Origin of the sequence: Neisseria perflava (genome assembly GCF_002863305.2) — a bacterium.
In the GTDB taxonomy this organism is placed as follows: Bacteria; Pseudomonadota; Gammaproteobacteria; order Burkholderiales; family Neisseriaceae; genus Neisseria; species Neisseria perflava_A.
This window is the reverse complement of the sequence record NZ_CP136962.1, coordinates 2,124,299-2,144,873: the sequence shown is the minus strand read 5'-3', so window position 1 is coordinate 2,144,873 and position 20,575 is coordinate 2,124,299. Positions and strand designations below refer to the sequence as shown.

The following is a 20,575-nucleotide window of genomic DNA, read 5'->3' as shown; positions in this document are numbered from 1 at the left end:
CTGAAACAAGAAGGAAACCTCATGGACAAAGTCATCATCAAAACCCCCGAAGAAATCGAAAAAATGCGCGAACTCGGCCGCTTAGTCGCCGAAGCCCTCGATTACATCGGCCAATTCGTCAAACCCGGCGTAACCACCAACGAAATCGACAAACTCGTTTACGACTACCACGTCAACGTTCAAGGCGGTTATCCAGCCCCCCTCAACTACGGCAACCCGCCCTACCCAAAATCCTGCTGCACTTCCGTCAACCACGTTATCTGCCACGGCATTCCCGACGACAAGCCGCTGAAAGAAGGCGACATCGTCAACATCGACCTGACCATTAAAAAAGACGGTTTCCACGGTGACTCCAGCCGTATGTTTACCGTCGGCAAAGTCTCCCCGATTGCCCAACGCCTGATCGACGTGACCCACGCCTCCATGATGGCGGGTATCGAAGCGGTCAAACCCGGCGCCACCCTCGGCGATGTCGGCTATGCCTGCCAACAGGTTGCCGAAAATGCCGGCTACTCCGTAGTACAAGAATTCTGCGGACACGGCATCGGCCGCGGTTTCCACGAAGCGCCGCAAGTGGTCCACTACGGCCGCAAAGGTGAGGGCCTCGTCCTCAAACCGGGCATGATTTTCACCATCGAGCCGATGATCAACCAAGGCAAACGCCACCTGCGCATCCTGAACGACGGTTGGACAGTGGTCACCAAAGACCGTTCCCTCTCCGCCCAATGGGAACACGAAGTCTTGGTTACCGAAACCGGCTACGAAATCCTCACCATCAGCCCTGCCACCGGCAAGCCTTAAACTTGAAAAATTTTCAGGCCGTCTAAAAATACAGATTCAGACGGCCTGAAATTTATCCGTTTTCTCGACCCGTCAAACCGAATAAAAGCTCAAAATTAAGTTTTTACCCATAATGAATTGTTTAGTTATGTAAAAATTTGCCCACGCCATATTTAAGATAATCGCATAATTTAATGATTTATATGCCAAAAATTATACGAAATAATGAATTAAGAAATATTTACACAAATTATGGCAAACAGCGGCAAACTTCTTTCGAATATACTGTCTAATTATCTAGATCAGTCATTTGCAATACGCCCACATATCACCCCAAAAGCCTACAGGAAAAGGGATGCCGGCATTCTTGCAGACCCATTTTTATGCCTAGAGGCATGCAACAAATACCACAATAAGGAAGATTCATGAAATCGTTCGAAAAAATTGAAAACATCCGCGATATCCGTAAAAAACTCGGCCTGAACCAAATGGACTTCTGGAGCCGCATCGGTGTGACTCAATCCGGTGGTTCCCGTTACGAATCCGGCCGCAATATGCCTAAACCTGTACGCGAATTGCTGCGTTTGGTACACATCGAGCGCGTCGATTTGGCTAAAGTAAACCGTGACGACTTGGCCGTTGCGTCCTTGCTGAAAAACCGCGACCCTGAGTTGTACGCTTCTCTGAAAAAAGAAGCCAAAGCCGACAACAAAGGCAAATAATCAAGCCATTCAAAAGGCCGTCTGAAACTTGTTTTCAGACGGCCTTTTTACTTTCTACACTCTAAGGACATGTCGCATACATGTCCTTTTTCATTTACGGCTGATACTGCTTGAAATAGTCCAACACTGTTTGTGGCAGCCATTGCAGATTCAGACGGCCCCGATCGCGGCTGACAAAGCCGACATGACCGCCGTATGCCGGTTGCAGCAGCGTAACGGCCGAGGACACGTCCCGCCCGGTCGGCAGGGCTTCCGGCGGCAGGAAGGGGTCGTTGACGGCATTGAGCAGCAGCAACGGCGTATCCACGCCTTTCAAGAACGGTTTGCAGGAATTGCGGCGATAGTAATCGTGGCGGTCGGCAAAACCGTGAAGCGGCGCGGTAAAGCGGTCGTCAAAATCGCCAAGCGTTTTGCAGTTTTGCCGGCTCAAGGCCGTCTGAAACTGAGGAATCGCTCGGGCTTTCGGCAGCAGCGAATTCAAAAAATAGCGCGTGTAAATCAGTCGTGTCATGCCCTGATCAAAACGCGTACCGGCCGCCACGGCATCAACCGGTGCGGAAATGACGGCAGAAGCACGCGGAACGGCATTGCTGCCCTGCTCGCCCAAATACTTGGCCAAGGCATTGCCCCCCAAAGAAACGCCGACGGCGTAAATGGTTGAATAGCGTCGGGCCAGCGTGTTGAGCATAAAGGCGATTTCGGGCGTATCGCCGAGGTGGTAGAACACGGGCGCGGTGTTTGCGATGCCGCCACAACTGCGGAAATGGGCGACCACGCCGTTCCAACCGCGCTGCTGCACGGCTTTCATCAACTCGACCGCGTAATGGCTCTCGCTGCTGCCTTCCAGTCCGTGGAACAAAACCACCAGCGGCGCATCGGGGTCGGCGCTGTCGACAAAATCGTAGGCAACTTGGGTTTTGCCGGTGCTGTCGGGCAGAAGCTCGCGGCGGTAGTCGGGCGCCTTGCCTTGCAGCAACTTGGCAAACAGGGTGTCGGCGTGGCCGTTTCTGAGCCAATAAGGCGTGTTGGGGGAACGTGTATTCATAATTATTTCTTCTATTTTTCAGACGGCCTGAAGATGAGCATATACACCAGCAAGGCAGTCAGCGTGCCGTTTGTCCAGCCTGCCCAAACATCGGTGGGATAATGCACGCCCAAATAAATGCGCGAAAACCCGGTCAACAGGGCAAAGGCAATACCGGCCACCCAAGCGGCGCGGCGGTAGCGTGTGCGGCGGCAAAGCAATATCAATATGACGGCAATGGCGGCGGAAAACGTGCTGTGGCCGCTGGGAAAGGAAAAATTGCTTTCTTCAATCAGGCGAGGCCAAAGCAGCGGGCGTTCGCGGGCAAACCATACCTTCACAATCAACATGTTCAAAGTCGGCACCAATGCAGCCAACACGCAAAACAGTGCTTCGCGCTTCTTATCGGCGAAATACAGGGCTGCGGCGACTGCGCCGATCAGCGGCACGGCAATCGCGGTTTTGCCCAGATAGTGCAACACAGTGGCAATCGGGTCAAACCATGTTCCCGCGTGGGCATGGACGGCGTGCATCAGCGGCGGCTCAAAAGCAAAGCCGCCATATTGCGCCAGCCAAATGCCGATGATGAGGGTCGGCGGCAAAAACAGCAAAGAGGCAAAAATCAGTGCGCGTCTGGATTGGGCTGGGGATAAGTGCATTATTCCACCGTTTCTTTCAAAGTCGCGCCAATCGCCTGCAAACCCTGCAACGCATCTTCCCACGCCGCATCCAACAAGCGGCAGGCCTCGCCTTCCGCTTTGATGCCGAACTCGATATGCGGCGGAGTATAACGGCCGTCTGAATCGGTACGGCCCACGGTGGGCAGACTGTACGAACGGATACCAGCGTAGGTGCGCTCAAGATGTTCCATAATCGGCGTAATGCGCGATTCGGGTTGGTCGAACACATACACGCTGCGGCTGCCGCGTTCGGTTTGGTTGAAGCGGTCGGCGTAATAAGTTTCCAATACCCATTCGGCCATCGGGTGCGCCATCACCGGGAAACCGGGGAAGAAATAATGCTCGCGGATGGAAAATCCGGCGATGTTGTTAAACGGATTGGGCACCAATTCTGCGCCTTCGGGAAAATCCGCCATCTTCAGGCGTTGGGCGTGTTCCGGCGAATCGAGCGGTTCGCCGCGTTTCTGGGTCACGCCTTCGATAAACTTGGCGGCTTCAGGATGGCGGACGACAGGCAAATCCAAAGCAGCCGCTGCGGCTTGGCGCGTGTGGTCGTCAGGCGTAGAACCGATACCGCCGGTAACGAAAGTCGGCAGGCCATCTGAAAAACTGCGGCGCAGTTGTTTGACCAACAAATCGGGTTCATCAGGCAGATATTGCACCTGATTGAGCTTCAGCCCGTGCGATTCCAATAAAGATTTAAAAAAGGCGAAATGCTTGTCTTGACGGCTGCCGTGCAGGATTTCGTCGCCGATGATAATAAGGTTAAAAGCGTTCATGATGAGGTTTCTTTAATACGGCCCTCCGAACATTCAGACGGCCTAATTGCTGACAATGTATTCCATTTATAAGATAATGGTTTCAACTTTTCAAGTCTGGAGGAATCCCAATGAGCCAAAACCATACCATTTTACAAAATCTCCCCATCGGTCAAAAAGTCGGCATCGCCTTCTCCGGCGGTCTTGATACCTCTGCCGCACTACTGTGGATGAAACTCAAAGGCGCGCTGCCTTACGCCTACACCGCCAACCTCGGCCAACCTGACGAAGACGATTACAACGCCATTCCTAAAAAAGCGATGGAATACGGCGCAGAAAACGCCCGCCTGATCGACTGCCGCGCGCAGTTGGCACACGAAGGCATCGCCGCCATCCAATGCGGCGCGTTTCATGTTTCCACCGGCGGCATCGCCTATTTCAACACCACGCCTCTGGGCCGCGCCGTGACCGGCACCATGCTCGTTTCCGCCATGAAAGAAGACGATGTTAACATCTGGGGCGACGGCAGCACCTACAAAGGCAACGACATCGAGCGTTTCTACCGCTACGGCCTATTGACCAATCCCGCGTTGAAAATCTACAAACCTTGGCTCGACCAACAATTTATCGACGAACTCGGCGGCCGTCATGAAATGAGCGAATTTCTGATTGCCAACGGCTTCAACTACAAAATGTCGGTTGAAAAAGCCTACTCTACCGACTCCAACATGCTGGGTGCCACCCACGAAGCGAAAGACTTGGAATTCCTCAACAGCGGCATCAAAATCGTTAAGCCCATCATGGGCGTTGCCTTCTGGGACGAAAGCGTCGAAGTCAAACCCGAAGAAGTCAGCGTACGCTTTGAAGAAGGCGTACCGGTTGCATTAAACGGCAAAGAATACGCCGCCCCCGTCGAACTCTTCCTCGAAGCCAACCGCATCGGCGGCCGTCACGGCTTGGGCATGAGCGACCAAATCGAAAACCGCATCATCGAAGCCAAATCACGCGGCATCTACGAAGCCCCGGGCATGGCATTGTTCCACATCGCCTACGAGCGTTTGGTGACTGGCATCCACAACGAGGACACCATCGAACAATACCGCATCAACGGCCTGCGCCTCGGCCGCCTGCTCTACCAAGGCCGCTGGTTTGACAGCCAAGCCCTCATGTTGCGCGAAACCGCCCAACGCTGGGTCGCCAAAGCTATCACCGGCGAAGTCACTCTCGAGCTGCGCCGCGGCAACGACTACTCGATTCTGAACACCGAATCGCCTAACCTGACCTACCAACCGGAACGCCTGAGCATGGAAAAAGTCGAAGACGCAGCGTTCACACCGCTCGACCGCATAGGCCAACTGACCATGCGCAACCTCGACATCACCGACACCCGCGCCAAACTGGGTATTTACTCGCAAAGCGGCTTGTTGTCGCTGGGCGAAGGTTCCGTATTACCGCAGTTGAATAATAAGGAGTAGAATGAGGGGGCTTTAAAGCCCCCTTATTTTTAAAGGAATAAAATGAAAGAATATAAAGCCGTCATTTATCAAGAGAACCTGCTTTCCAGTTTGGTTTTCGGCAGCGCCAAAATCAATCCGGTCAAATTCAGCGACTTCCTCAACAGCCACGCTTCACAAGGATGGAAGGTCGTTACCATGGAAAAAGACCAGCGCCGCATGCTGCTGTTTTTCGTGCGTGAAGCTTACGTCGTCATTTTGGAAAAAGAACGTGTTTAAACTCGGCGTCTATGCCTGTCTCGGATTGTTCGTCAGCTGGGTGTTGCTCTTAATTTTGCAACTTTGGTTTTCCTTCATCGATGCCGATTTGTTTCTCAAAATCACCCTGACCATGGCGGGTCTTTTCATTATCATTTTGGCCAGCTTACTGGTCATCAGCCAGTATTTTTCCGAAAAGAAAATGAAGGACGACGGATTTATCAACTGATACTGCTTCGGGAAGCACCATGTATGCTTTATCCGAAACCTTGACGCAAAATCCTTGTTTAATAGACAAGGCCGTCTGAAATGTAAGTTTCAGACGGCCTGATTACCCTCCTCAAAGCTACTGAATACCATGAAATTCTTTTCCCACTTTTATCTTGAAAACCATATGTATTTCAACGACTACTTGAAATACGTCCTGATTTTCGCCGCCCTCGTCGTCCTCCTGCTCGCCGTATCGCAATACCTGCGCCACCGCATGGACACCAAATACCGCGACCTGAGCATAATTGCGCTGCTGTTGCTTATCCTCATCTGCGGCACGCAATATCTTTCATACAGCGAGCGTCAAAACTTTGCCGCCGATACTTCGCGCATGGTGGGTTTTCTCAATGCCTTGATTGAAAACCAAAAAGTTGAAAAACAAGATATCATCGTCAACAGCACGCGCCTGTTCAACGGCATGATTATCGGCATCAAAAACCAATACTACGAAGTACATTTCAATCAAGACTTCTCCGCCTACACGCTGACGCCCATCAATTTGGTCAACAACAATATCGAACTCATCGATAAAGAATAACAGGATACACACATGGAAGCATACTCCCTGCTCGCCCTCAAACTACTGATGGGTATTTTAGGTTTGATTTTGCAAATCAACCTCTTAGGTAAAGGTAACCTCGCGCCGACCTCCGCCATGGACCAAGTGCAAAACTATGTACTCGGCGGCATCATCGGCGGCGTGATTTACAGCGACAGCGTCGGCCTGTTGCAATTTTTCCTCGTGCTGATTTTGTGGACGCTGTTGGTCTTGAGCCTGAAATTCATCAAAAACCACAACCGCTGGGTCAAATCCGTAATTGACGGCAAATCCGTCTGGGTTATCGTCAACGGCAAAATCCAAACCGATGAATGTATGAAAAACGGCATCAGCGCACACGACCTCATGTTCAAACTCCGCGCCGCCGGCATCTACGAAATCTCTGCCGTCAAACGTGCCGTGATGGAACAAAACGGCCAGCTCGCCGTCATTAAGTACGGCGACGAAAGCCTGCGCTATCCACTGATTACAGACGGCCAAGTTGACCCCGACATCCTCGAAATCATTAAGCGTGATGAAGAATGGCTGCAACAGGAACTCGAGCGCCTCCACCTTGAAGCCTCGCAAGTCTATATCGGCGAATACATAGACGGAAAATTGGTGGCACACCGTTATCCTTCTTGATTTGAAAATAGCAGGCCGTCTGAAACCTTGATTTCAGACGGCCTTTTTGTATTCAGCCCAAACACTGATTTTTTAATCGCGATATTCAAACCTTGCACCCAAAAATTGAGCCAGCGCAGAGACGTGGGAATGTCGGGGATCTTTGACGGCGGTCAGCAACAGGATATTGCCGTGTTGCCGCTCCAAATCCAGCAGCCGCTTGATGGCGGCCTGCTCGGCATCGCCTTGCAGCTCTTCATGATAACGGCTGACAAAACTGTCAAAATTATCAGCCGGATTTTCGTGATACCAGCGGCGCAGGTTTGCACTGGGCGTAATGTCTTTCAGCCAGAGCGCCGTAGCGAAAACTTCTTTATGGACACCGCGCGGATAGAGGCGGTCGATAAAGACGGCGGTTTGTTTAGAATCGGGTTGATAGGCGTAAATGCGCTGTACGGTAAACATTTTTTCTCGTCTCCAATGGATTCAGGCCGTCTGAAAATTCAGACGGCCTGATGTTTTTTAGGGTTTAAAACAGTTTTTTGACTTCGACTTCGATGTCGTCGGCACGCATAAAGGTTTCGCCGATCAGGAAAGTATACACGTCGTGGCTGCGCATGAAATCGACGTCTTCTTTGTTGCGGATGCCACTTTCGGTTACAACGGTTTTGCCGTTCAATTCGGGCAAGAGGTCGAGGGTTTGTTGCAGGGTCACTTCAAACGTACGCAGGTTGCGGTTGTTGACGCCCCACAACGGCGTGGTCATGTTGCGGCATTTTTCCAGCTCGGACGCATCGTGCAATTCTAACAATACAGTCATGCCCAATTCGTGGGCAACGGCTTCAAAACGCTCAAGCTGCCCGGCTTCCAATGCGGCGGCAATCAGAAGAACCGCATCCGCACCCCACGCGCGCGCCTGATAGATTTGGTATTCGTCGATGATAAAGTCTTTACGCAAGACCGGCAGCACCACGGCCGCACGCACCTGTTTCAAATACTCGGGCGAGCCTTGGAAATAAGGTTCGTCCGTCAACACGGACAAACAGGCCGCGCCGGCTTTTTCATAGGCAACGGCGATTTCGGCAGGATGAAAATCAGGACGGATCAGGCCTTTGCTCGGGCTGGCTTTTTTGACTTCGGCAATAATGGCAGGTAGATTCTGCGCGTGTTTTTCACGGATCGAGCCGATAAAGCTGCGAACCGGCGCAGCAGCCTGCGCTTGGGCTTTGATGTCTTCCAAGGAAACGGCGGCTTTTTGGGCGGCCACTTCTTCTGCTTTGGTGGCAAGGATTTTGTTGAGAATATCGGTCATGGCGTTTTTCTATTGGGGCTGATTTTCGGGTTTGAATCGTGCAACATGCTGCTGCAGATTAGATTTCAGACGGCCTGAATGCCGCTATTTTAATGGTTTGAAAAAAGGCGGGCAAGAATGCCCGCCTTTGTGTCTGCTTCAATTTAGTGATGAATGCCCAAAACGGACGCGTTGTGGCTGATGATTTCGTCCGCCAAAGTCGGATTGTCGTTCAGCTTGATACCGTAGCCGGGCACCAATTCTTTCAGACGGCCTGACCATGATTCGGCATGATCTGGGAAGCATTGGTTGATCAGCTTAATCATCAAAGGTACGGCGGTTGATGCGCCTGGGGACGCGCCCAGCAATGCGGCCAGCGAGCCGTCGGCATGAGCGACGATTTCGGTACCAAATTGGAGTACGCCGCCTTTTTTCGGGTCTTTTTTGATGATTTGTACGCGTTGACCGGCGGTAATCAGTTCCCAATCGTCAGGATTGGCTTCCGGATAATACTCTAAGAGCGAAGTGAAGCGTTCTTCTTTGGTTTTACGCAATTCGCCCAAGAGGTATTTGGTCAGCGGCATATTAGCCCAACCGGCGCGGAGCATAGGATAGAGGTTGTCCATGTGGATGGACATCGGCAAATCCATGAGCGAGCCTTGTTTGAGGAAGTTGGGGCGGAAGCCTGCATACGGACCGAACATCAAATGGCGTTGGCCGTCCACGTTGCGAGTATCCAAATGCGGAACGGACATAGGGGGCGCGCCGACGGAGGCTTGGCCGTACACTTTGGCGTTGTGTTGCGCGGCCGTTTCAGGATTGCTGTTGCGGAAGAAGAGGCCGGAAACCGGAAAGCCGCCGTAGCCTTTGCCTTCGGGGATACCAGATTTTTGCAGCAGGGTCAGTGCGCCGCCGCCTGCGCCGAGGAAGACGAAACGGGTGCGGAGTGTCAACGGGTCGTCATCGTCTTTGGTGCTGCTGGTTTTCAGCACCCACGCGCCGTCCGATTCGCGGTTGAGGTCGTCGACATGACGGTTGAATTTGATTTTTACGCCTTTGTCGCTCAAGTATTTGACCATCTGGCGGGTCAGGCTGCCGAAATCGACGTCTGTGCCTTCGGCGGAGTAGTTAGCAGCGATGGATTGGTTTTCATCACGGCCGTTGACAACCAGCGGCGCCCATTCGGCAATTTTGGCACGGTCAGTAGAAAACTCCATTTTTTCAAAGAGTTTTTGGTTTTTGAACACGTCGAAACGTTTTTGCAGATAACTGCAATGGTCGGCGTTCATCACCAGCGACATATGGGGGACGGAATTGATGAAAGTGCGGTCGGTCAGTTTGCCCTCTTCGACCAAAGTCGCCCAAAATTGGCGGCTGATATGGAATTGTTCGGCAATATTGAGGGCGCGGGTCGGATCGATCGTGCCGTCGGCAGTCAGGGGCGCATAGTTCAATTCACACAGCGCAGAGTGTCCCGTACCGGCATTGTTCCATGCATTTGATGATTCCAACGCTACATCTTCCAAGCGTTCGATCAGGGTGATTTCCCAAGATGGTTCGAGTTCTTTGAGCAATACGCCCAAAGTGGCGCTCATAATGCCGCCGCCTACTAATACGACATCGGTTGCTTCAGCCATGGTTTTACTCCTACTAAAGTCAGGCATGGTTTGCCTTGTGGTTATCTATCATTATAAACAACTGATTTCAGAGGAATTGCTTTGTTTTTGTAGTGTGTGAAACTTTTGTTGCCTGCTGAGTTTCCGAGCGTAAATAGCGGGAGGCAGTTTCGGTTTGGGTTCCAGATTTCAGGTCTTTATAATATGTTATTGAGAATTTAGTAGATTTTACGGAGAAATGCAAAGATTTTCTGTTCGGTTCATATAAAAATAAGAGATTAGGCCGTCTGAAAACGTTTTCTTAACCTTTATCTACCAACGTTTGCCAAGAAAAAAGAATTTTTCATTTCTTTTTTAATTGACCGTTTTTGTCAGCAATTTCAGCGCTAACAAACGTGAATCAACCGCCAATCTGCTATCATTTCAACTTATCCCACAACAAGGCAAACCGCCATGTATCTGACACAAGAAAAGCCCTACCGCCCCCTATTGGTCGCACTGATATTCCTCACCCTGCCGCTGGCGATGATATTGCACAATATCGTGCAAATCGCCTTTTCAGACGGCCAAGGCCTGCTGGTCACAGTCAAAGACGGTGCATGGGCATGGCAAAGCGGTTGGCAGGACTCCGTCGCATGGTTCGTCTGCGGTATGTTTGCCTTCCTCAACCTGCCGATTGCCGGCGGACTGACCAAGCTGGCGTATAAAAAAATGATGCGCCGGCATTCGCGTTACGCCATCTTCCTTGCCGGTGTTGCAGCGTGTGCCTCGGCGGCGGCAGGCTTGATTTTTGAAGCCATCTTAGGTAATGCCGCATTGGCAGGTATGCGCGGACAAGGCGTGTTCTACTACACCCTCTCCGTATGGATCATCGCCATGCTGACCCTGCCCAAACAACTCACGCGCGCGCCGGAGCAGCCTATCGTCTTTCACAAAATGAAACGTTGATTCAACAGACGCAAACATTTTCAGACGGCATGCTTTCCGTTACCATTACATCCAACGCGTTTTAACCAATAAGGAATAACAAATGAATCAGGCGCAACAGCTCCGCGACGGCATACAGGCACTGGGTTTGGACATCGACGGAGCCAAACAAGCCAAACTGCTAGACTATGCCGCCCTGCTGCAAAAGTGGAACAAAACCTACAACCTGACCGCCCTGCGCGATCCCGCCCAAACCGTCAGCCATCATCTGCTCGACAGCCTGACCCTCTTGCCCTACATCGAACACGCCCAAACCATGCTCGACGTCGGCTCCGGCGGCGGACAGCCCGGCATACCCACCGCCATCTGCCATCCCGACCTTGACATCACCCTCCTCGATGCCAACACCAAAAAAACCGCCTTTCTGCAACAAGCCGTCATCGAACTCGGCCTAAAAAACGTCCGCGTCATCAGCGGCCGCGTAGAAGCCGCCGCCGACTGCCGCGCCGACGTCATCACCAGCCGCGCCTTTGCCGAACTCGCCGACTTCGTCAACTGGACCGAGCACCTCCTCAAAGACGGCGGCTACTGGGCTGCCATGAAAGGCGTATATCCGCAAGAAGAAATCGACAAACTGCCCGAAAGCGTCGCCGTCGAAAAAGTCGAAGCATTGAACGTCCCCCAACTCAATGCCGAACGCCATATCGTCATCATCCGCAAAAAGGCCGTCTGAAAACAACCCAAGCATACCGAATAACGGTACAATCCAGCCATCCACACTTAACACGACAGCAAAGCACATGAGCGCACAAATCCTCGCCGTCGCCAACCAAAAAGGCGGAGTCGGCAAAACCACCACCACCGTCAACCTAGCCGCCTCCCTGGCCTCCAAAGGCCGCCGCGTCCTCGTCGTCGACCTCGACCCCCAAGGCAACGCCACCACAGGCAGCGGCATCAACAAAGCCACCATCGAAAACGGCGTTTACCAAGTCGTCCTCGGCGAAACCGACATCCCCAACGCCGTCGTCCGCAGTAAAGAAGGCGGCTACGACGTATTGGGCGCCAACCGCACACTGGCCGGCGCAGAAGTCGAACTCGTCCAAGAAATCGCACGCGAAATCCGCCTCAAAAACGCCCTGCAGCTCGTTGCCGACAACTATGACTACGTCCTCATCGACTGTCCTCCGTCCCTGACCCTGCTCACCCTCAACGGCCTTGTCGCCGCCAACGGCGTCATCGTCCCCATGCTTTGCGAATACTACGCCCTCGAAGGCATCTCCGACTTAGTGGCCACCGTCCGCAAAATCCGCCAAGCCATCAACCCCGACCTCGACGTAACCGGCATCGTCCGCACCATGTACGACAGCCGCAGCCGCCTCGTCGTCGAAGTCAGCGAACAGCTCAAACAACACTTCGGCAACCTGCTCTTCGATACCGTCATCCCCCGCAACATCCGCCTCGCCGAAGCCCCCAGCCACGGCCTCCCCGCCCTCGCCTACGACGCTCACGCCAAAGGCACCCAGGCTTATCTCGACTTGGCCGATGAACTGATTGCACGGTTGGAAAAATAAACAGAAATATGAATATAAAAAGGCCGTCTGAAAGTTGGGAAATACTTTCAGACGGCCTTTGAGCGGTTGGAGGCAGGCTCCAGCTTGCCTCAGGATAAAACGTAGGTAGCTACTTTAACTTATTTTCCATCATCCCAACTATTCAAAAAATCCGCAATAATATCGCCATGGCAAGCATAGGGCTTGCAATGACATCCTAATCTTTTCCCTGCAAGCTGATATGTGTCAGATCTTTTTAAATTAGTTGGTAAATTATCATGATTAAAGCCATATTCAAATTTTCTAATTACATCTTCTCTAGATAATTGATTTTCATCATCTCCAATTTGAAAATCATACATTGAATATGGATTACTCCAATTTGGAGAGTTTTTTCGATTGGGCAATCTACCTATATATTCATATTGTTCTTTTGAATATTGTTGGTAATCATCCTTATCAATATTAATCACCCTTGTAATCGGAATTTTAATCCACCTTAATGGAATATTGTTCGCTTTTAGCCATTCCAGTTCAGTAGAAAACTCCTCACCATCATCAAAGACAATGGCGTGTGTTATTGGTTCTTCTTGTATATTTTCAATTTTACGATGGGCAAATCGCTTATTCTCCTGACAATATTCTGTGATGAATTTCCGGTAATCTTCTAAATAGACTAATTCACCGTTATTTTGATTTTGCAATATTCTATCAAGTTTACGATTAAATTTAGAAGTTACATTAAATAACTTAGGATATAGAATAAGAAATTTATTCATGATCAATACAGATGTTTTATTGATAAATTTAAATCGGTATGTTGATTTAAATATTCTACCACTAATCTTCTATGGCAGTGATGTGGTTCATGCTCGCTACAAAGTAAGCATGAGTTTGCTAATAATTCAGGCTTGACAAAGCGTTCAATATTCCTTTTTGCCATTAAGTTCAAGAATAAATCTTCGTATTTCTCCCATGGCATATCTCCTTTTTTATAAGGTTTTAGAATATTATCTGTAGGAGCCCAATCAGGAATATGCAGATATTCAGCATGACAAATTTCTTTAAGAAAAAATTTCAAGTCATCTTTTTTTGCATATCCAGCAAGTTGTGAGACATTATTTAATCGGACATCAATCAATTTTTCGATATTATTTTTTCTTAAAAAATTAAAAAAAGTTTCTGCACTTTTTTTAGTAAATCCAATAGTATATAAATTTAAACTCATGATATGATCTTTATTACTCTAAGCTGTAAACTGCAGCAATTAATTTATAGTGTAGCCCTTTATATAACTCTCCTAAACTTATGCAAAATATTCCCGAACTATAACTTATAGGGCATTCGTTTGGAGTAGGACCTCCTGACCCTGTTACGGGGAAGTCATATTGATATCCGTTATAACTAAAGGTTGCTCGAATACGAGTTCGAGTACCATTTGAATCAGTATTTGGATTTATATAAAAACTAATATTATTCACACTGAGAAGATATAAAGATGAGTTTGCATCTATCGCTTCCTGGTGGGTCAGAGCATAGTTAGAACCCCAAATATCTGAAGGAGCATCTAAATAATTATTTAGATCTACATTTTCATTATATAGCTGAATCCATTGTGTATTATCAATTTGATAATTTTCTGGTTGGTAATCATTTGGGGCGTGTTGAGAAAAATTTATTCTAACTTTCCTTAAAGTTTGACATCTCCACGGGGCACAAGTTGCTCCTTTATAAGTCAACCTAGCTTGGTCTTCTGTGATTGCCCCGTTAGTTTCATTATTATCGGAGACTGGGCGAATCCAATTGCCAGTCCTCATTTCTTTGCCTGCAATACAATAGTCACCATGTTTCCATGATTTAGCTAAAATTAAAATATCTTTAGTAATAGTCATAATTTACATTTTCCCAATTTTTATATTAACTAAATCATATTCCAAATTTTTATTATTGTAAATTTCTTTTAAATAAATTATTTTCTATTTTCTTTCTCCCACTCCTTCAACAACCTCTTCACTGACACCGGATACGGCGTCTTCAACTCCTGCGCAAACAGCGACACTCTCAATTCTTCAATCATCCATTTAAACGCGGCGAGGTCGTCTGAAACGGGTTGTCCTTGTTTCACCAAACCGTCGGTTTTTTCCTGCCACATTTGTTCCAGCTCTTGGATATCGGCTTCGCGGGCTGCGTCGCGGGCGGGGTTGCTGCTGTATTTTTCAAGGCGCAGGGTCATGGCTTTGAGGTAGATGGGGAGGCGCGGCCATTGTGCCCATGGGGTATGGCTGGCGAAGCCGGCGGCAAGCAGGGCTTGCAGGCGTTGGCGTATGAGGTGGGTGAGCGGGTGTTTGCCGAGTTTGCCGTTGAGTTCGGCGTAGGCGGCTGCGGTTTCCTGCAAGTAGCGGCTGAGGGCTTCTTTCACGGCGGGCAGGCGGCTGCGGGCGCGTTTGATTTGTTCTTTGAAGGCTTTTTCGTTGCGTGGCAGCTCGTCTTCTCCGATAAAGGCGCGGTCGCAGACGGCTTGGGTGAGGTCGTCGCGCAAGGTGTCGGCGTTGATGTGCTTGAGCAGCATGGCGGCTTGGGTGAAGCCTTGGATGCCTTTGTTCAAATCTTTTACCTGCTCTTTTAATTGCAGTTTCATCAATTCGATTACGCCTTGACGGTGTGCCTGTTCGGCGGCTTCGGTGGTGTCGAACAGGCGCAGGGCGATGCGGCCGTCTTTTTCTTTTTGCAGGCCGAGATAGCCGGTAAGCTGTTGTTTGCCGCGGGCAAATTTGATGGATTCGGGCAGTGTGCCGATGTCCCATGCGGTAACGTTGTCGCGCTCGAATTCTTGGGTGTTGTCGCGGAAGGTGACGGCGGCGGCTTGGCCGAGCTGTTGTTGCAATTCGTGCAGTTTGCGGCCGCCGGCAAGCTCTTGTCCGCCGTCGTCGATAATGCGCAGATTCAGATAGCAGTGTTCGGGCAATTCTTGCGCCGCCCATGCGTCTTGGTCGATTTGCTCGAGAATCCGCATATCGCCGGCGCTTTTGGCGATAAAGTGCGCCAACTGGGGAATGATGGCCGCTTGGCGGTCGGGATTGCTTTCGAGGAATTTGGTGATGAAATCGGGTACGGGCACACAAATGCGACGGATTTGCTTCGGCAGGGCTTTAATCAGCAGCTGGATTTTTTCGCGCAACATACCGGGCACCAGCCATTCGAGCGACGGCGCGTGCAGGCGGTTGAGGACGGTCAGCGGCACGGTCATGGTCACACCGTCGAGCGGATGGTGCGGCTCGAAGCGGTAGGAAAGTTTGAACTTGCCGTCTGCGGTTTGCCAGAATTTTGGGAACTGCTCTTCGGTAATGTGCGCGGCGGCGTGTTGCATCAAATCGTCGCGGCTGAGGAACAGCAGGCGCGGATTGTCGCGCTCGGCGGTTTTGAGCCAGGCTTCAAAGGTACGGATATCAGCAAGGGGCAATGGTTTCAGACGGCCTTTGCCTTTTGCGGCATGCTGATTGGTCTTGTTGTCTGATCCGTTTTGTTCGGCATTTTTATCTGACAGGTTTTGTCCGCCCTCTTCACTTCCCCAAACGCCGCCTTTCGCATCTTTCCACACCAGCTCGGGCAGGCGTTCGTTATAAAACGCAAACAGGGCTTCGTCATCGACCAATACATCTTGCTTGCGCGATTTGTGTTCGAGTTCGGTGATTTCTTTAATCAGCTTTTTATTGTGTGCAAAAAAGGCCGTCTGAAGATTGCTTTCCTGCGCCACCAATGCGCCGCGGATAAAGATTTCGCGCGCTTCTTCGGGCGCAACTTTGCCGTAAGACACGAGGCGGCGCAGCAATACGGTCAGGCCGTAAAGCGTCACGCGTTCGCTGGCGACGACTTCACCGCGTTTTTGTTCCCAGTGCGGCTCGAAATAATGATAGCGGACGAGGTGCGGCGCTTCCTGCTCTATCCATTCGGGCTGAATAACGGCGACGTCGCGCGCGTAAAGGCGCGTGGTTTCAACCAATTCTGCCGCCATCACCCATTTGGGTTTGGCTTTGAACAGGGCAGAGGCAGGAAACAGGTGGAAACGGCTGCCGCGCGCGCCGGTATAGTCGTTGCCGTCGGGTGATTTCATGCCGACGTTGGCGATAAGGCCGGTCAGCAGGGCACGGTGGATTTGTTCGTAGCCGGCTTCTTTTGCGGCGCGGATTTGGGCGCGGTGTTGCTTCTTGTCCAGTTGTTTTTGTTTGAGTTTGGCCGCCAAATCTTGATCGCCTTGGCTTTCAGACGGCCTTAATTGTTCTTGGGTAGGAGGTTGTCTAAACGCGGCTTCCTTGGTGGTCAAACCCATTTCAATCGCAGTTTGAGCAAGCTGGTGGTGCAGCTCGCGCCATTCGCGCATACGCAGGTGCGACAGAAAATATTGACGACACCACTGCACCAGCTGCTTGTTGGACAAACCTTTGTCGCGCTCGCGCTGGAAGCTGTCCCAAATATTCAAATAGGCAAGAAAGTCGGATTGCTTGTCGGTAAAGCGTTCGTGCGCCTTGGCGGCGGCATCGCGTGCTTCCAGCGGCCGCTCGCGCGGGTCTTGAATCGACAGCGCGGACGCAATCACCAATATTTCCGCCATGCAGTCGTGTTTCTTTGCCGCCAGCAAAATGCGCGCGATTTTCGGGTCGATGGGCAGGCGCGCCATTTGTTCGCCGAGCTTGGTCAGGCGGTATGTTTGTATGGTTTTATCTTGCATAATAAATAAACTGGTATATATACCTGAAATATTTATCAATCAATTTGTATATATTATTATCATTAGTCAAGTAAACCTTTGCAACAATAATGATAAATATACATAAACTACTCTCGTTTTTTAAAAAACTAAATATTACCTAATGCATAGTTTACCTAGTTTACCCGATCCTACCTTATGTGTAGTTTGTAGATACTGAATTAAATCATCATGCTGTTTCTGAATATGCTTTTTTACCATCTTATATTTTTTATCAAATTGAGAAGCATGGTTTAATAGACCAATCAGATGATTAGTTAATTGTCTTAAAGTATCTTCTTCCATTTTGGATTTACCATTTTTTATTTCAGCATAAATTTGATTAAATTCTGCTAATTTATTATGTAACTTTAAATAAAATCGATTAGGAGGAATAGGACTGTCACCAACTCTATTAATAATCAAACCTGTAATTTCTTTATGAGAATTAGCCTGATATAGGCGTGTTTTCTTTTTATTCATGGCATGGCCATGCTCTGACATTATTTGTGCGACTTGTTGACAAAAACCAGCAGGGATTTTTGCACCCGAAAATGTAATATCGTCAACATAAACTGTCATTACCAAATGATGTTCTTGAGCAAGTTGGTTTAACTGCTCAAACATATCTGAATTTGCCCAAAAGGCTAGAATCATACTAAGCTGGCTACCAGTTGGTAACTTTCCTTCTAGTGTACATAATTCTGCTAAAATATTAGCAACCTTATGGCTACATTGCATTTTATTTCTAAAAAACTTAAAAACAATAGCTTGAGTTGTAGCCGAATAAAACTCCGAAATATCCGTTTTGAATGTTTCATAGTAAACCGAATGCACGCGAGCATTATCCACGTAAGATAAACCTTTTACGCCAGAATAAAGATACCTAGGCTTTTTTATACGCACCAAGAATTGAGCTAAACGAGAGTGAAGCCCTTTTAATTCATAACAAGGTGTATGACACACTCTTCCCCCTATCTCGAACATATTATAATAAAAAATTTTATTATTAATGATTGAGAAAATCTCATCTGTTGTACACAAAATCAAAAATAATGCTTTTTCATATCTAATCTTAAATAGTGGGCTATTAAACCATTCGTATGATTTATAGTGGCTTAATTTTGGTTTGAACAAACGCTCTCTCGTATTTACATATACTTTTAATTTTGCCAATTGATAATACCCCTTCTAATGTGCATAATTCTGCTAAAATATTAGCCAATTTATAACTACATTGCATTATATTTTTAAGAAATTAAAAAACGATAGTTTTAGTCGTGAACAAATCCTCTTCTTACCTATATATAATGGTTCACAGTTTAAACTGATATCAAAATAATACCCCTAAAAAAAGGCAGCCTGAACGGCTGCCGCTCTGGAAAAGCGTCCTTCTCCAGCGCGGGAAATACCTAACAATTTTCAATTGCCCAAACCTAATGTATTTACAGCCCTATTCATCAATAGTGGATTAAGCGCTATCTCCAACAATGATTTCTCACCAAATAGAACCAATAAAAGTTTGAATATTTCCCTATTTCTAATTGTAAAAAGACAATAATCAAGCGAAGCGGCAGATACATGCCTTTCTATTAGGGCAATAGCCCCAAGCAAATATTTTGCTTAAAATATATTGTGAGACTTATTAATATACATCTCTTTCATTTTAGCTAAAATTTAAACTTATCGCAAGATAAATAATATAATTTGTCTTTATTAACCTTCACGACGCTTATTGCGGATAAACATATTCCGCCTTACCGTCGCGAATGTTCAAGCTGCCTGCATCGCCCGTAATCAGATTGCCCGTTACCGAGCCTTCGCTACAACCTGAAACCTTCATATCGTAGCCCAGCGTGTGAATCAGGAATGTTGAAAGCTGCTGATGGAAGGCAATCTCGCAAGGTGCAAAAGCCTGGTTGGCAGCCTGTTGCACGGCCTTATCCGGGCTGTACAACACCAGCGGCACGAGATAGCTGTCGGGCTGCACCGTGCCTTGATTGTAGGTATCCTGGCGCACATACTGGCCATGATCGGAGGTATAGGCAAACAGCCAGTTGCCGTCAGGCTGCTTTTGCAGTTGCTCGAATACGGTTTGAATCATTTGGTCGGTTTTGTGGATGGTGTTGTCGTACTTATCCACAATATTGGCGTCGCCGAATACTTTATCTTGAGGCTGCAACAATGCGCCGTATGGGACGTGCGAACCGCGTTGGTGCAACACAATAAAATGCTTGCCCTGCTGCAAATTGATTTTGTCAAACAGCGGCAGCAGTTTCTCATCAGGCATATTGTCGCCGTTGCCGTAGCCAAGCTGCGTCGGCTGAATCAGATGGTCTATCCATTTCTTACCGATTAAGTTCAAAATCGCCATCTCGTTTTCAGCCTGCGCGCTGTAAAAATACGTTTCATAGCCCTGCTCTTTGGCAAGGCGGAACATATTGGTATCGCCGCTGCTGATTTGCTCATAGCCGTTGGCATGCGGTATGGCATTGAAAAAGCTGGGCAGGGACACAGCCGTCATCAAAGCGGCGGAATAGCTTTGTTTCACAATCGGCTTAAAGTCGGCTTGCGACAGCTGGGTTAAAAACGGTGAAGTTTCACGCCCGTAGCCAAACAATTTCAAATGCGCCGCGCTTTCGCTTTCGCCCATAATCAGGACGATATTTTGAACACTGCCCTGCCCGATTTTGCTTGGCGCTGGCTGTTTGAACACAGGAATCTTGCTTAAATCAAACAACTGATACGGCAATACGCGCCCGACAAAATAGCCGAAGCTAAAATAATTGGCTTTGATGCGGCTGTATGTCGGCTTGGGCGAAATACCGTGTTCCTGCGTCGTACTGAATGAACGTCCAAAAATTAGCAACATCGCCGCAGCGAACAATATATCGGCGGCAAAATGCGTCTTACGGCGGAACTTGGCAAGGCTGCAAAACAGCACGACTTCCGCCACGCCCCACAACGCAGGCAGCCACAACTTATCCAACATCGACGCGCCCGCGCTTCCGACTTCAGTAACCTCTTTCAGCATCAGCCAATAATTGATGCCCGTCATCCAACTTTGATAAACCGCATAATGCACATTATTGGCAATAATGCTGAACGCAAAAAACACCGCAATCAACAAACGCGTCGCCTTATAACGCGCAAACAGATACAACGCAGCAATCACAAATATCAGCGCAAACGTTTCCGCCATTTTCGCAGCCGGTAAGGTTTCAATTCCGAATACAAAGCGATAGGCAATTTCGCTAGCGGTAAGTAAAGACGAATATAAAACAAGCGTGAAGAAAGATTTTTTCATCATTAATATTTCACAATAAAAAATTTACCAAT

22 protein-coding genes are annotated in these 20,575 nt (G+C 48.9%); 10 read left to right on the top strand and 12 right to left on the bottom strand.

Annotated features, from left to right (window positions below):
* Positions 1–21 precede the first annotated feature (21 nt).
* Positions 22–801 carry a type I methionyl aminopeptidase gene (map, locus tag CYJ98_RS10105; RefSeq protein ID WP_101756324.1) on the top strand — a complete coding sequence of 260 codons (780 nt, stop codon included), beginning with the start codon at positions 22–24 and terminating at the stop codon, positions 799–801.
* A gap of 404 nt (positions 802–1,205) precedes the next feature.
* The gene (locus tag CYJ98_RS10100; RefSeq protein ID WP_003680641.1) at positions 1,206–1,502 is read left to right on the top strand and encodes a helix-turn-helix domain-containing protein; all 297 of its coding nucleotides are present in this window, start codon (positions 1,206–1,208) and stop codon (positions 1,500–1,502) included.
* Between the two features lie 94 nt (positions 1,503–1,596).
* Here the strand turns inward: CYJ98_RS10100 and CYJ98_RS10095 are convergent, their stop codons facing one another.
* The 3 genes from CYJ98_RS10095 to CYJ98_RS10085 are packed head-to-tail and all read right to left on the bottom strand — an operon-like array spanning position 1,597 to position 3,985.
* Positions 1,597–2,547 (bottom strand): YheT family hydrolase, encoded by a 951-nt coding sequence (locus tag CYJ98_RS10095; RefSeq protein ID WP_101756323.1) that lies wholly within the window; start codon positions 2,545–2,547, stop codon positions 1,597–1,599.
* Between the two features lie 11 nt (positions 2,548–2,558).
* Complete coding sequence (locus tag CYJ98_RS10090; protein WP_101756322.1) at positions 2,559–3,185, bottom strand: phosphatase PAP2 family protein; 627 nt, start codon at positions 3,183–3,185, stop codon at positions 2,559–2,561.
* Positions 3,185–3,985, bottom strand: a complete 801-nt coding sequence (locus tag CYJ98_RS10085) for a competence/damage-inducible protein A (RefSeq protein WP_070590443.1) — start codon at positions 3,983–3,985, stop codon at positions 3,185–3,187. The genes CYJ98_RS10090 and CYJ98_RS10085 overlap by 1 nt, the downstream gene beginning before the upstream one ends.
* A 110-nt stretch (positions 3,986–4,095) precedes the next feature.
* On the opposite strand from CYJ98_RS10085, the gene argG reads away from it, so the two are divergent.
* The 5 genes from argG (at position 4,096) to CYJ98_RS10060 (ending at position 7,129) form a co-directional block, all read left to right on the top strand.
* Positions 4,096–5,439: an argininosuccinate synthase gene (argG, locus tag CYJ98_RS10080; RefSeq protein WP_101756321.1), complete on the top strand. Its 1,344-nt coding sequence runs from the start codon at positions 4,096–4,098 to the stop codon at positions 5,437–5,439.
* A 42-nt stretch (positions 5,440–5,481) separates the two neighbouring features.
* Positions 5,482–5,697 (top strand): DUF4177 domain-containing protein, encoded by a 216-nt coding sequence (locus CYJ98_RS10075; protein ID WP_003749376.1) that lies wholly within the window; start codon positions 5,482–5,484, stop codon positions 5,695–5,697.
* Positions 5,690–5,905: a hypothetical protein gene (locus tag CYJ98_RS10070; RefSeq protein ID WP_101756320.1), complete on the top strand. Its 216-nt coding sequence runs from the start codon at positions 5,690–5,692 to the stop codon at positions 5,903–5,905. Before CYJ98_RS10075 ends, CYJ98_RS10070 begins: the two co-directional genes overlap by 8 nt.
* Before the next feature lie 129 nt (positions 5,906–6,034).
* Entirely contained in the window at positions 6,035–6,484 is a 450-nt protein-coding gene (locus CYJ98_RS10065; protein ID WP_049343729.1) for a DUF3290 family protein, read from the top strand.
* A 12-nt stretch (positions 6,485–6,496) separates the two neighbouring features.
* On the top strand, positions 6,497–7,129 hold the full coding sequence (locus tag CYJ98_RS10060) for a DUF421 domain-containing protein (RefSeq protein WP_101756319.1): 633 nt from the start codon (positions 6,497–6,499) through the stop codon (positions 7,127–7,129).
* A gap of 72 nt (positions 7,130–7,201) precedes the next feature.
* Here CYJ98_RS10060 and CYJ98_RS10055 read toward each other — a convergent pair whose 3' ends face one another.
* The 3 genes from CYJ98_RS10055 to CYJ98_RS10045 all read right to left on the bottom strand — a co-directional run bounded on the left by CYJ98_RS10055 (position 7,202) and on the right by CYJ98_RS10045 (position 10,036).
* Positions 7,202–7,573, bottom strand: coding sequence for a DUF488 domain-containing protein (locus CYJ98_RS10055; RefSeq protein WP_101756318.1), 372 nt, complete (start codon positions 7,571–7,573; stop codon positions 7,202–7,204).
* A gap of 64 nt (positions 7,574–7,637) precedes the next feature.
* Positions 7,638–8,420, bottom strand: a complete 783-nt coding sequence (trpC, locus tag CYJ98_RS10050) for an indole-3-glycerol phosphate synthase TrpC (protein ID WP_101756317.1) — start codon at positions 8,418–8,420, stop codon at positions 7,638–7,640.
* A 143-nt stretch (positions 8,421–8,563) separates the two neighbouring features.
* A complete protein-coding gene (locus CYJ98_RS10045; RefSeq protein WP_070814109.1) occupies positions 8,564–10,036 on the bottom strand; it encodes a malate:quinone oxidoreductase in 1,473 nt (490 codons plus the stop codon).
* 432 nt (positions 10,037–10,468) lie between these two features.
* Between CYJ98_RS10045 and CYJ98_RS10040 the strand changes: the two genes are divergently transcribed.
* The 3 genes from CYJ98_RS10040 (at position 10,469) to CYJ98_RS10030 (ending at position 12,513) form a co-directional block, all read left to right on the top strand.
* Positions 10,469–10,963: a hypothetical protein gene (locus CYJ98_RS10040; protein WP_101756316.1), complete on the top strand. Its 495-nt coding sequence runs from the start codon at positions 10,469–10,471 to the stop codon at positions 10,961–10,963.
* A gap of 82 nt (positions 10,964–11,045) precedes the next feature.
* On the top strand, positions 11,046–11,675 hold the full coding sequence (gene rsmG / locus CYJ98_RS10035) for a 16S rRNA (guanine(527)-N(7))-methyltransferase RsmG (protein ID WP_049322459.1): 630 nt from the start codon (positions 11,046–11,048) through the stop codon (positions 11,673–11,675).
* A 67-nt stretch (positions 11,676–11,742) separates the two neighbouring features.
* On the top strand, positions 11,743–12,513 hold the full coding sequence (locus CYJ98_RS10030; protein WP_003681348.1) for a ParA family protein: 771 nt from the start codon (positions 11,743–11,745) through the stop codon (positions 12,511–12,513).
* A gap of 119 nt (positions 12,514–12,632) precedes the next feature.
* On the opposite strand, the gene CYJ98_RS10025 is transcribed toward CYJ98_RS10030, so the two are convergent.
* From CYJ98_RS10025 to lpt3, 6 genes are all read right to left on the bottom strand, one after another.
* A complete protein-coding gene (locus CYJ98_RS10025) occupies positions 12,633–13,271 on the bottom strand; it encodes a DUF4326 domain-containing protein (protein WP_101756315.1) in 639 nt (212 codons plus the stop codon).
* A 2-nt stretch (positions 13,272–13,273) separates the two neighbouring features.
* The gene (locus CYJ98_RS10020) at positions 13,274–13,720 is read right to left on the bottom strand and encodes a DUF488 family protein (protein ID WP_101756314.1); all 447 of its coding nucleotides are present in this window, start codon (positions 13,718–13,720) and stop codon (positions 13,274–13,276) included.
* A 13-nt stretch (positions 13,721–13,733) separates the two neighbouring features.
* Positions 13,734–14,384 (bottom strand): dual OB domain-containing protein, encoded by a 651-nt coding sequence (locus tag CYJ98_RS10015; RefSeq protein WP_143485319.1) that lies wholly within the window; start codon positions 14,382–14,384, stop codon positions 13,734–13,736.
* Between the two features lie 77 nt (positions 14,385–14,461).
* Positions 14,462–17,218 carry a DUF3418 domain-containing protein gene (locus tag CYJ98_RS10010; RefSeq protein ID WP_101756313.1) on the bottom strand — a complete coding sequence of 919 codons (2,757 nt, stop codon included), beginning with the start codon at positions 17,216–17,218 and terminating at the stop codon, positions 14,462–14,464.
* A 135-nt stretch (positions 17,219–17,353) separates the two neighbouring features.
* On the bottom strand, positions 17,354–18,412 hold the full coding sequence (locus CYJ98_RS10005) for a reverse transcriptase family protein (protein WP_143485318.1): 1,059 nt from the start codon (positions 18,410–18,412) through the stop codon (positions 17,354–17,356).
* Between the two features lie 556 nt (positions 18,413–18,968).
* Complete coding sequence (gene lpt3 / locus CYJ98_RS10000; protein ID WP_101756312.1) at positions 18,969–20,546, bottom strand: lipooligosaccharide phosphoethanolamine transferase; 1,578 nt, start codon at positions 20,544–20,546, stop codon at positions 18,969–18,971.
* Positions 20,547–20,575: the final 29 nt, after the last annotated feature.

Coding starts and splice junctions, on each gene's coding strand:
- CYJ98_RS10090 (WP_101756322.1), bottom strand. CDS start 3,185: ATGCACTTATCCCCAGCCCAATCCAGACGCGCACTGATTTTTGCCTCT.
- CYJ98_RS10060 (WP_101756319.1), top strand. CDS start 6,497: ATGGAAGCATACTCCCTGCTCGCCCTCAAACTACTGATGGGTATTTTA.
- CYJ98_RS10025 (WP_101756315.1), bottom strand. CDS start 13,271: ATGAATAAATTTCTTATTCTATATCCTAAGTTATTTAATGTAACTTCT.
- lpt3 (WP_101756312.1), bottom strand. CDS start 20,546: ATGATGAAAAAATCTTTCTTCACGCTTGTTTTATATTCGTCTTTACTT.
- CYJ98_RS10065 (WP_049343729.1), top strand. CDS start 6,035: ATGAAATTCTTTTCCCACTTTTATCTTGAAAACCATATGTATTTCAAC.
- CYJ98_RS10010 (WP_101756313.1), bottom strand. CDS start 17,218: ATGCAAGATAAAACCATACAAACATACCGCCTGACCAAGCTCGGCGAA.
- CYJ98_RS10075 (WP_003749376.1), top strand. CDS start 5,482: ATGAAAGAATATAAAGCCGTCATTTATCAAGAGAACCTGCTTTCCAGT.
- argG (WP_101756321.1), top strand. CDS start 4,096: ATGAGCCAAAACCATACCATTTTACAAAATCTCCCCATCGGTCAAAAA.
- CYJ98_RS10100 (WP_003680641.1), top strand. CDS start 1,206: ATGAAATCGTTCGAAAAAATTGAAAACATCCGCGATATCCGTAAAAAA.
- CYJ98_RS10020 (WP_101756314.1), bottom strand. CDS start 13,720: ATGAGTTTAAATTTATATACTATTGGATTTACTAAAAAAAGTGCAGAA.
- rsmG (WP_049322459.1), top strand. CDS start 11,046: ATGAATCAGGCGCAACAGCTCCGCGACGGCATACAGGCACTGGGTTTG.
- trpC (WP_101756317.1), bottom strand. CDS start 8,420: ATGACCGATATTCTCAACAAAATCCTTGCCACCAAAGCAGAAGAAGTG.
- CYJ98_RS10085 (WP_070590443.1), bottom strand. CDS start 3,985: ATGAACGCTTTTAACCTTATTATCATCGGCGACGAAATCCTGCACGGC.
- CYJ98_RS10055 (WP_101756318.1), bottom strand. CDS start 7,573: ATGTTTACCGTACAGCGCATTTACGCCTATCAACCCGATTCTAAACAA.
- CYJ98_RS10040 (WP_101756316.1), top strand. CDS start 10,469: ATGTATCTGACACAAGAAAAGCCCTACCGCCCCCTATTGGTCGCACTG.
- map (WP_101756324.1), top strand. CDS start 22: ATGGACAAAGTCATCATCAAAACCCCCGAAGAAATCGAAAAAATGCGC.
- CYJ98_RS10015 (WP_143485319.1), bottom strand. CDS start 14,384: ATGACTATTACTAAAGATATTTTAATTTTAGCTAAATCATGGAAACAT.
- CYJ98_RS10045 (WP_070814109.1), bottom strand. CDS start 10,036: ATGGCTGAAGCAACCGATGTCGTATTAGTAGGCGGCGGCATTATGAGC.
- CYJ98_RS10095 (WP_101756323.1), bottom strand. CDS start 2,547: ATGAATACACGTTCCCCCAACACGCCTTATTGGCTCAGAAACGGCCAC.
- CYJ98_RS10030 (WP_003681348.1), top strand. CDS start 11,743: ATGAGCGCACAAATCCTCGCCGTCGCCAACCAAAAAGGCGGAGTCGGC.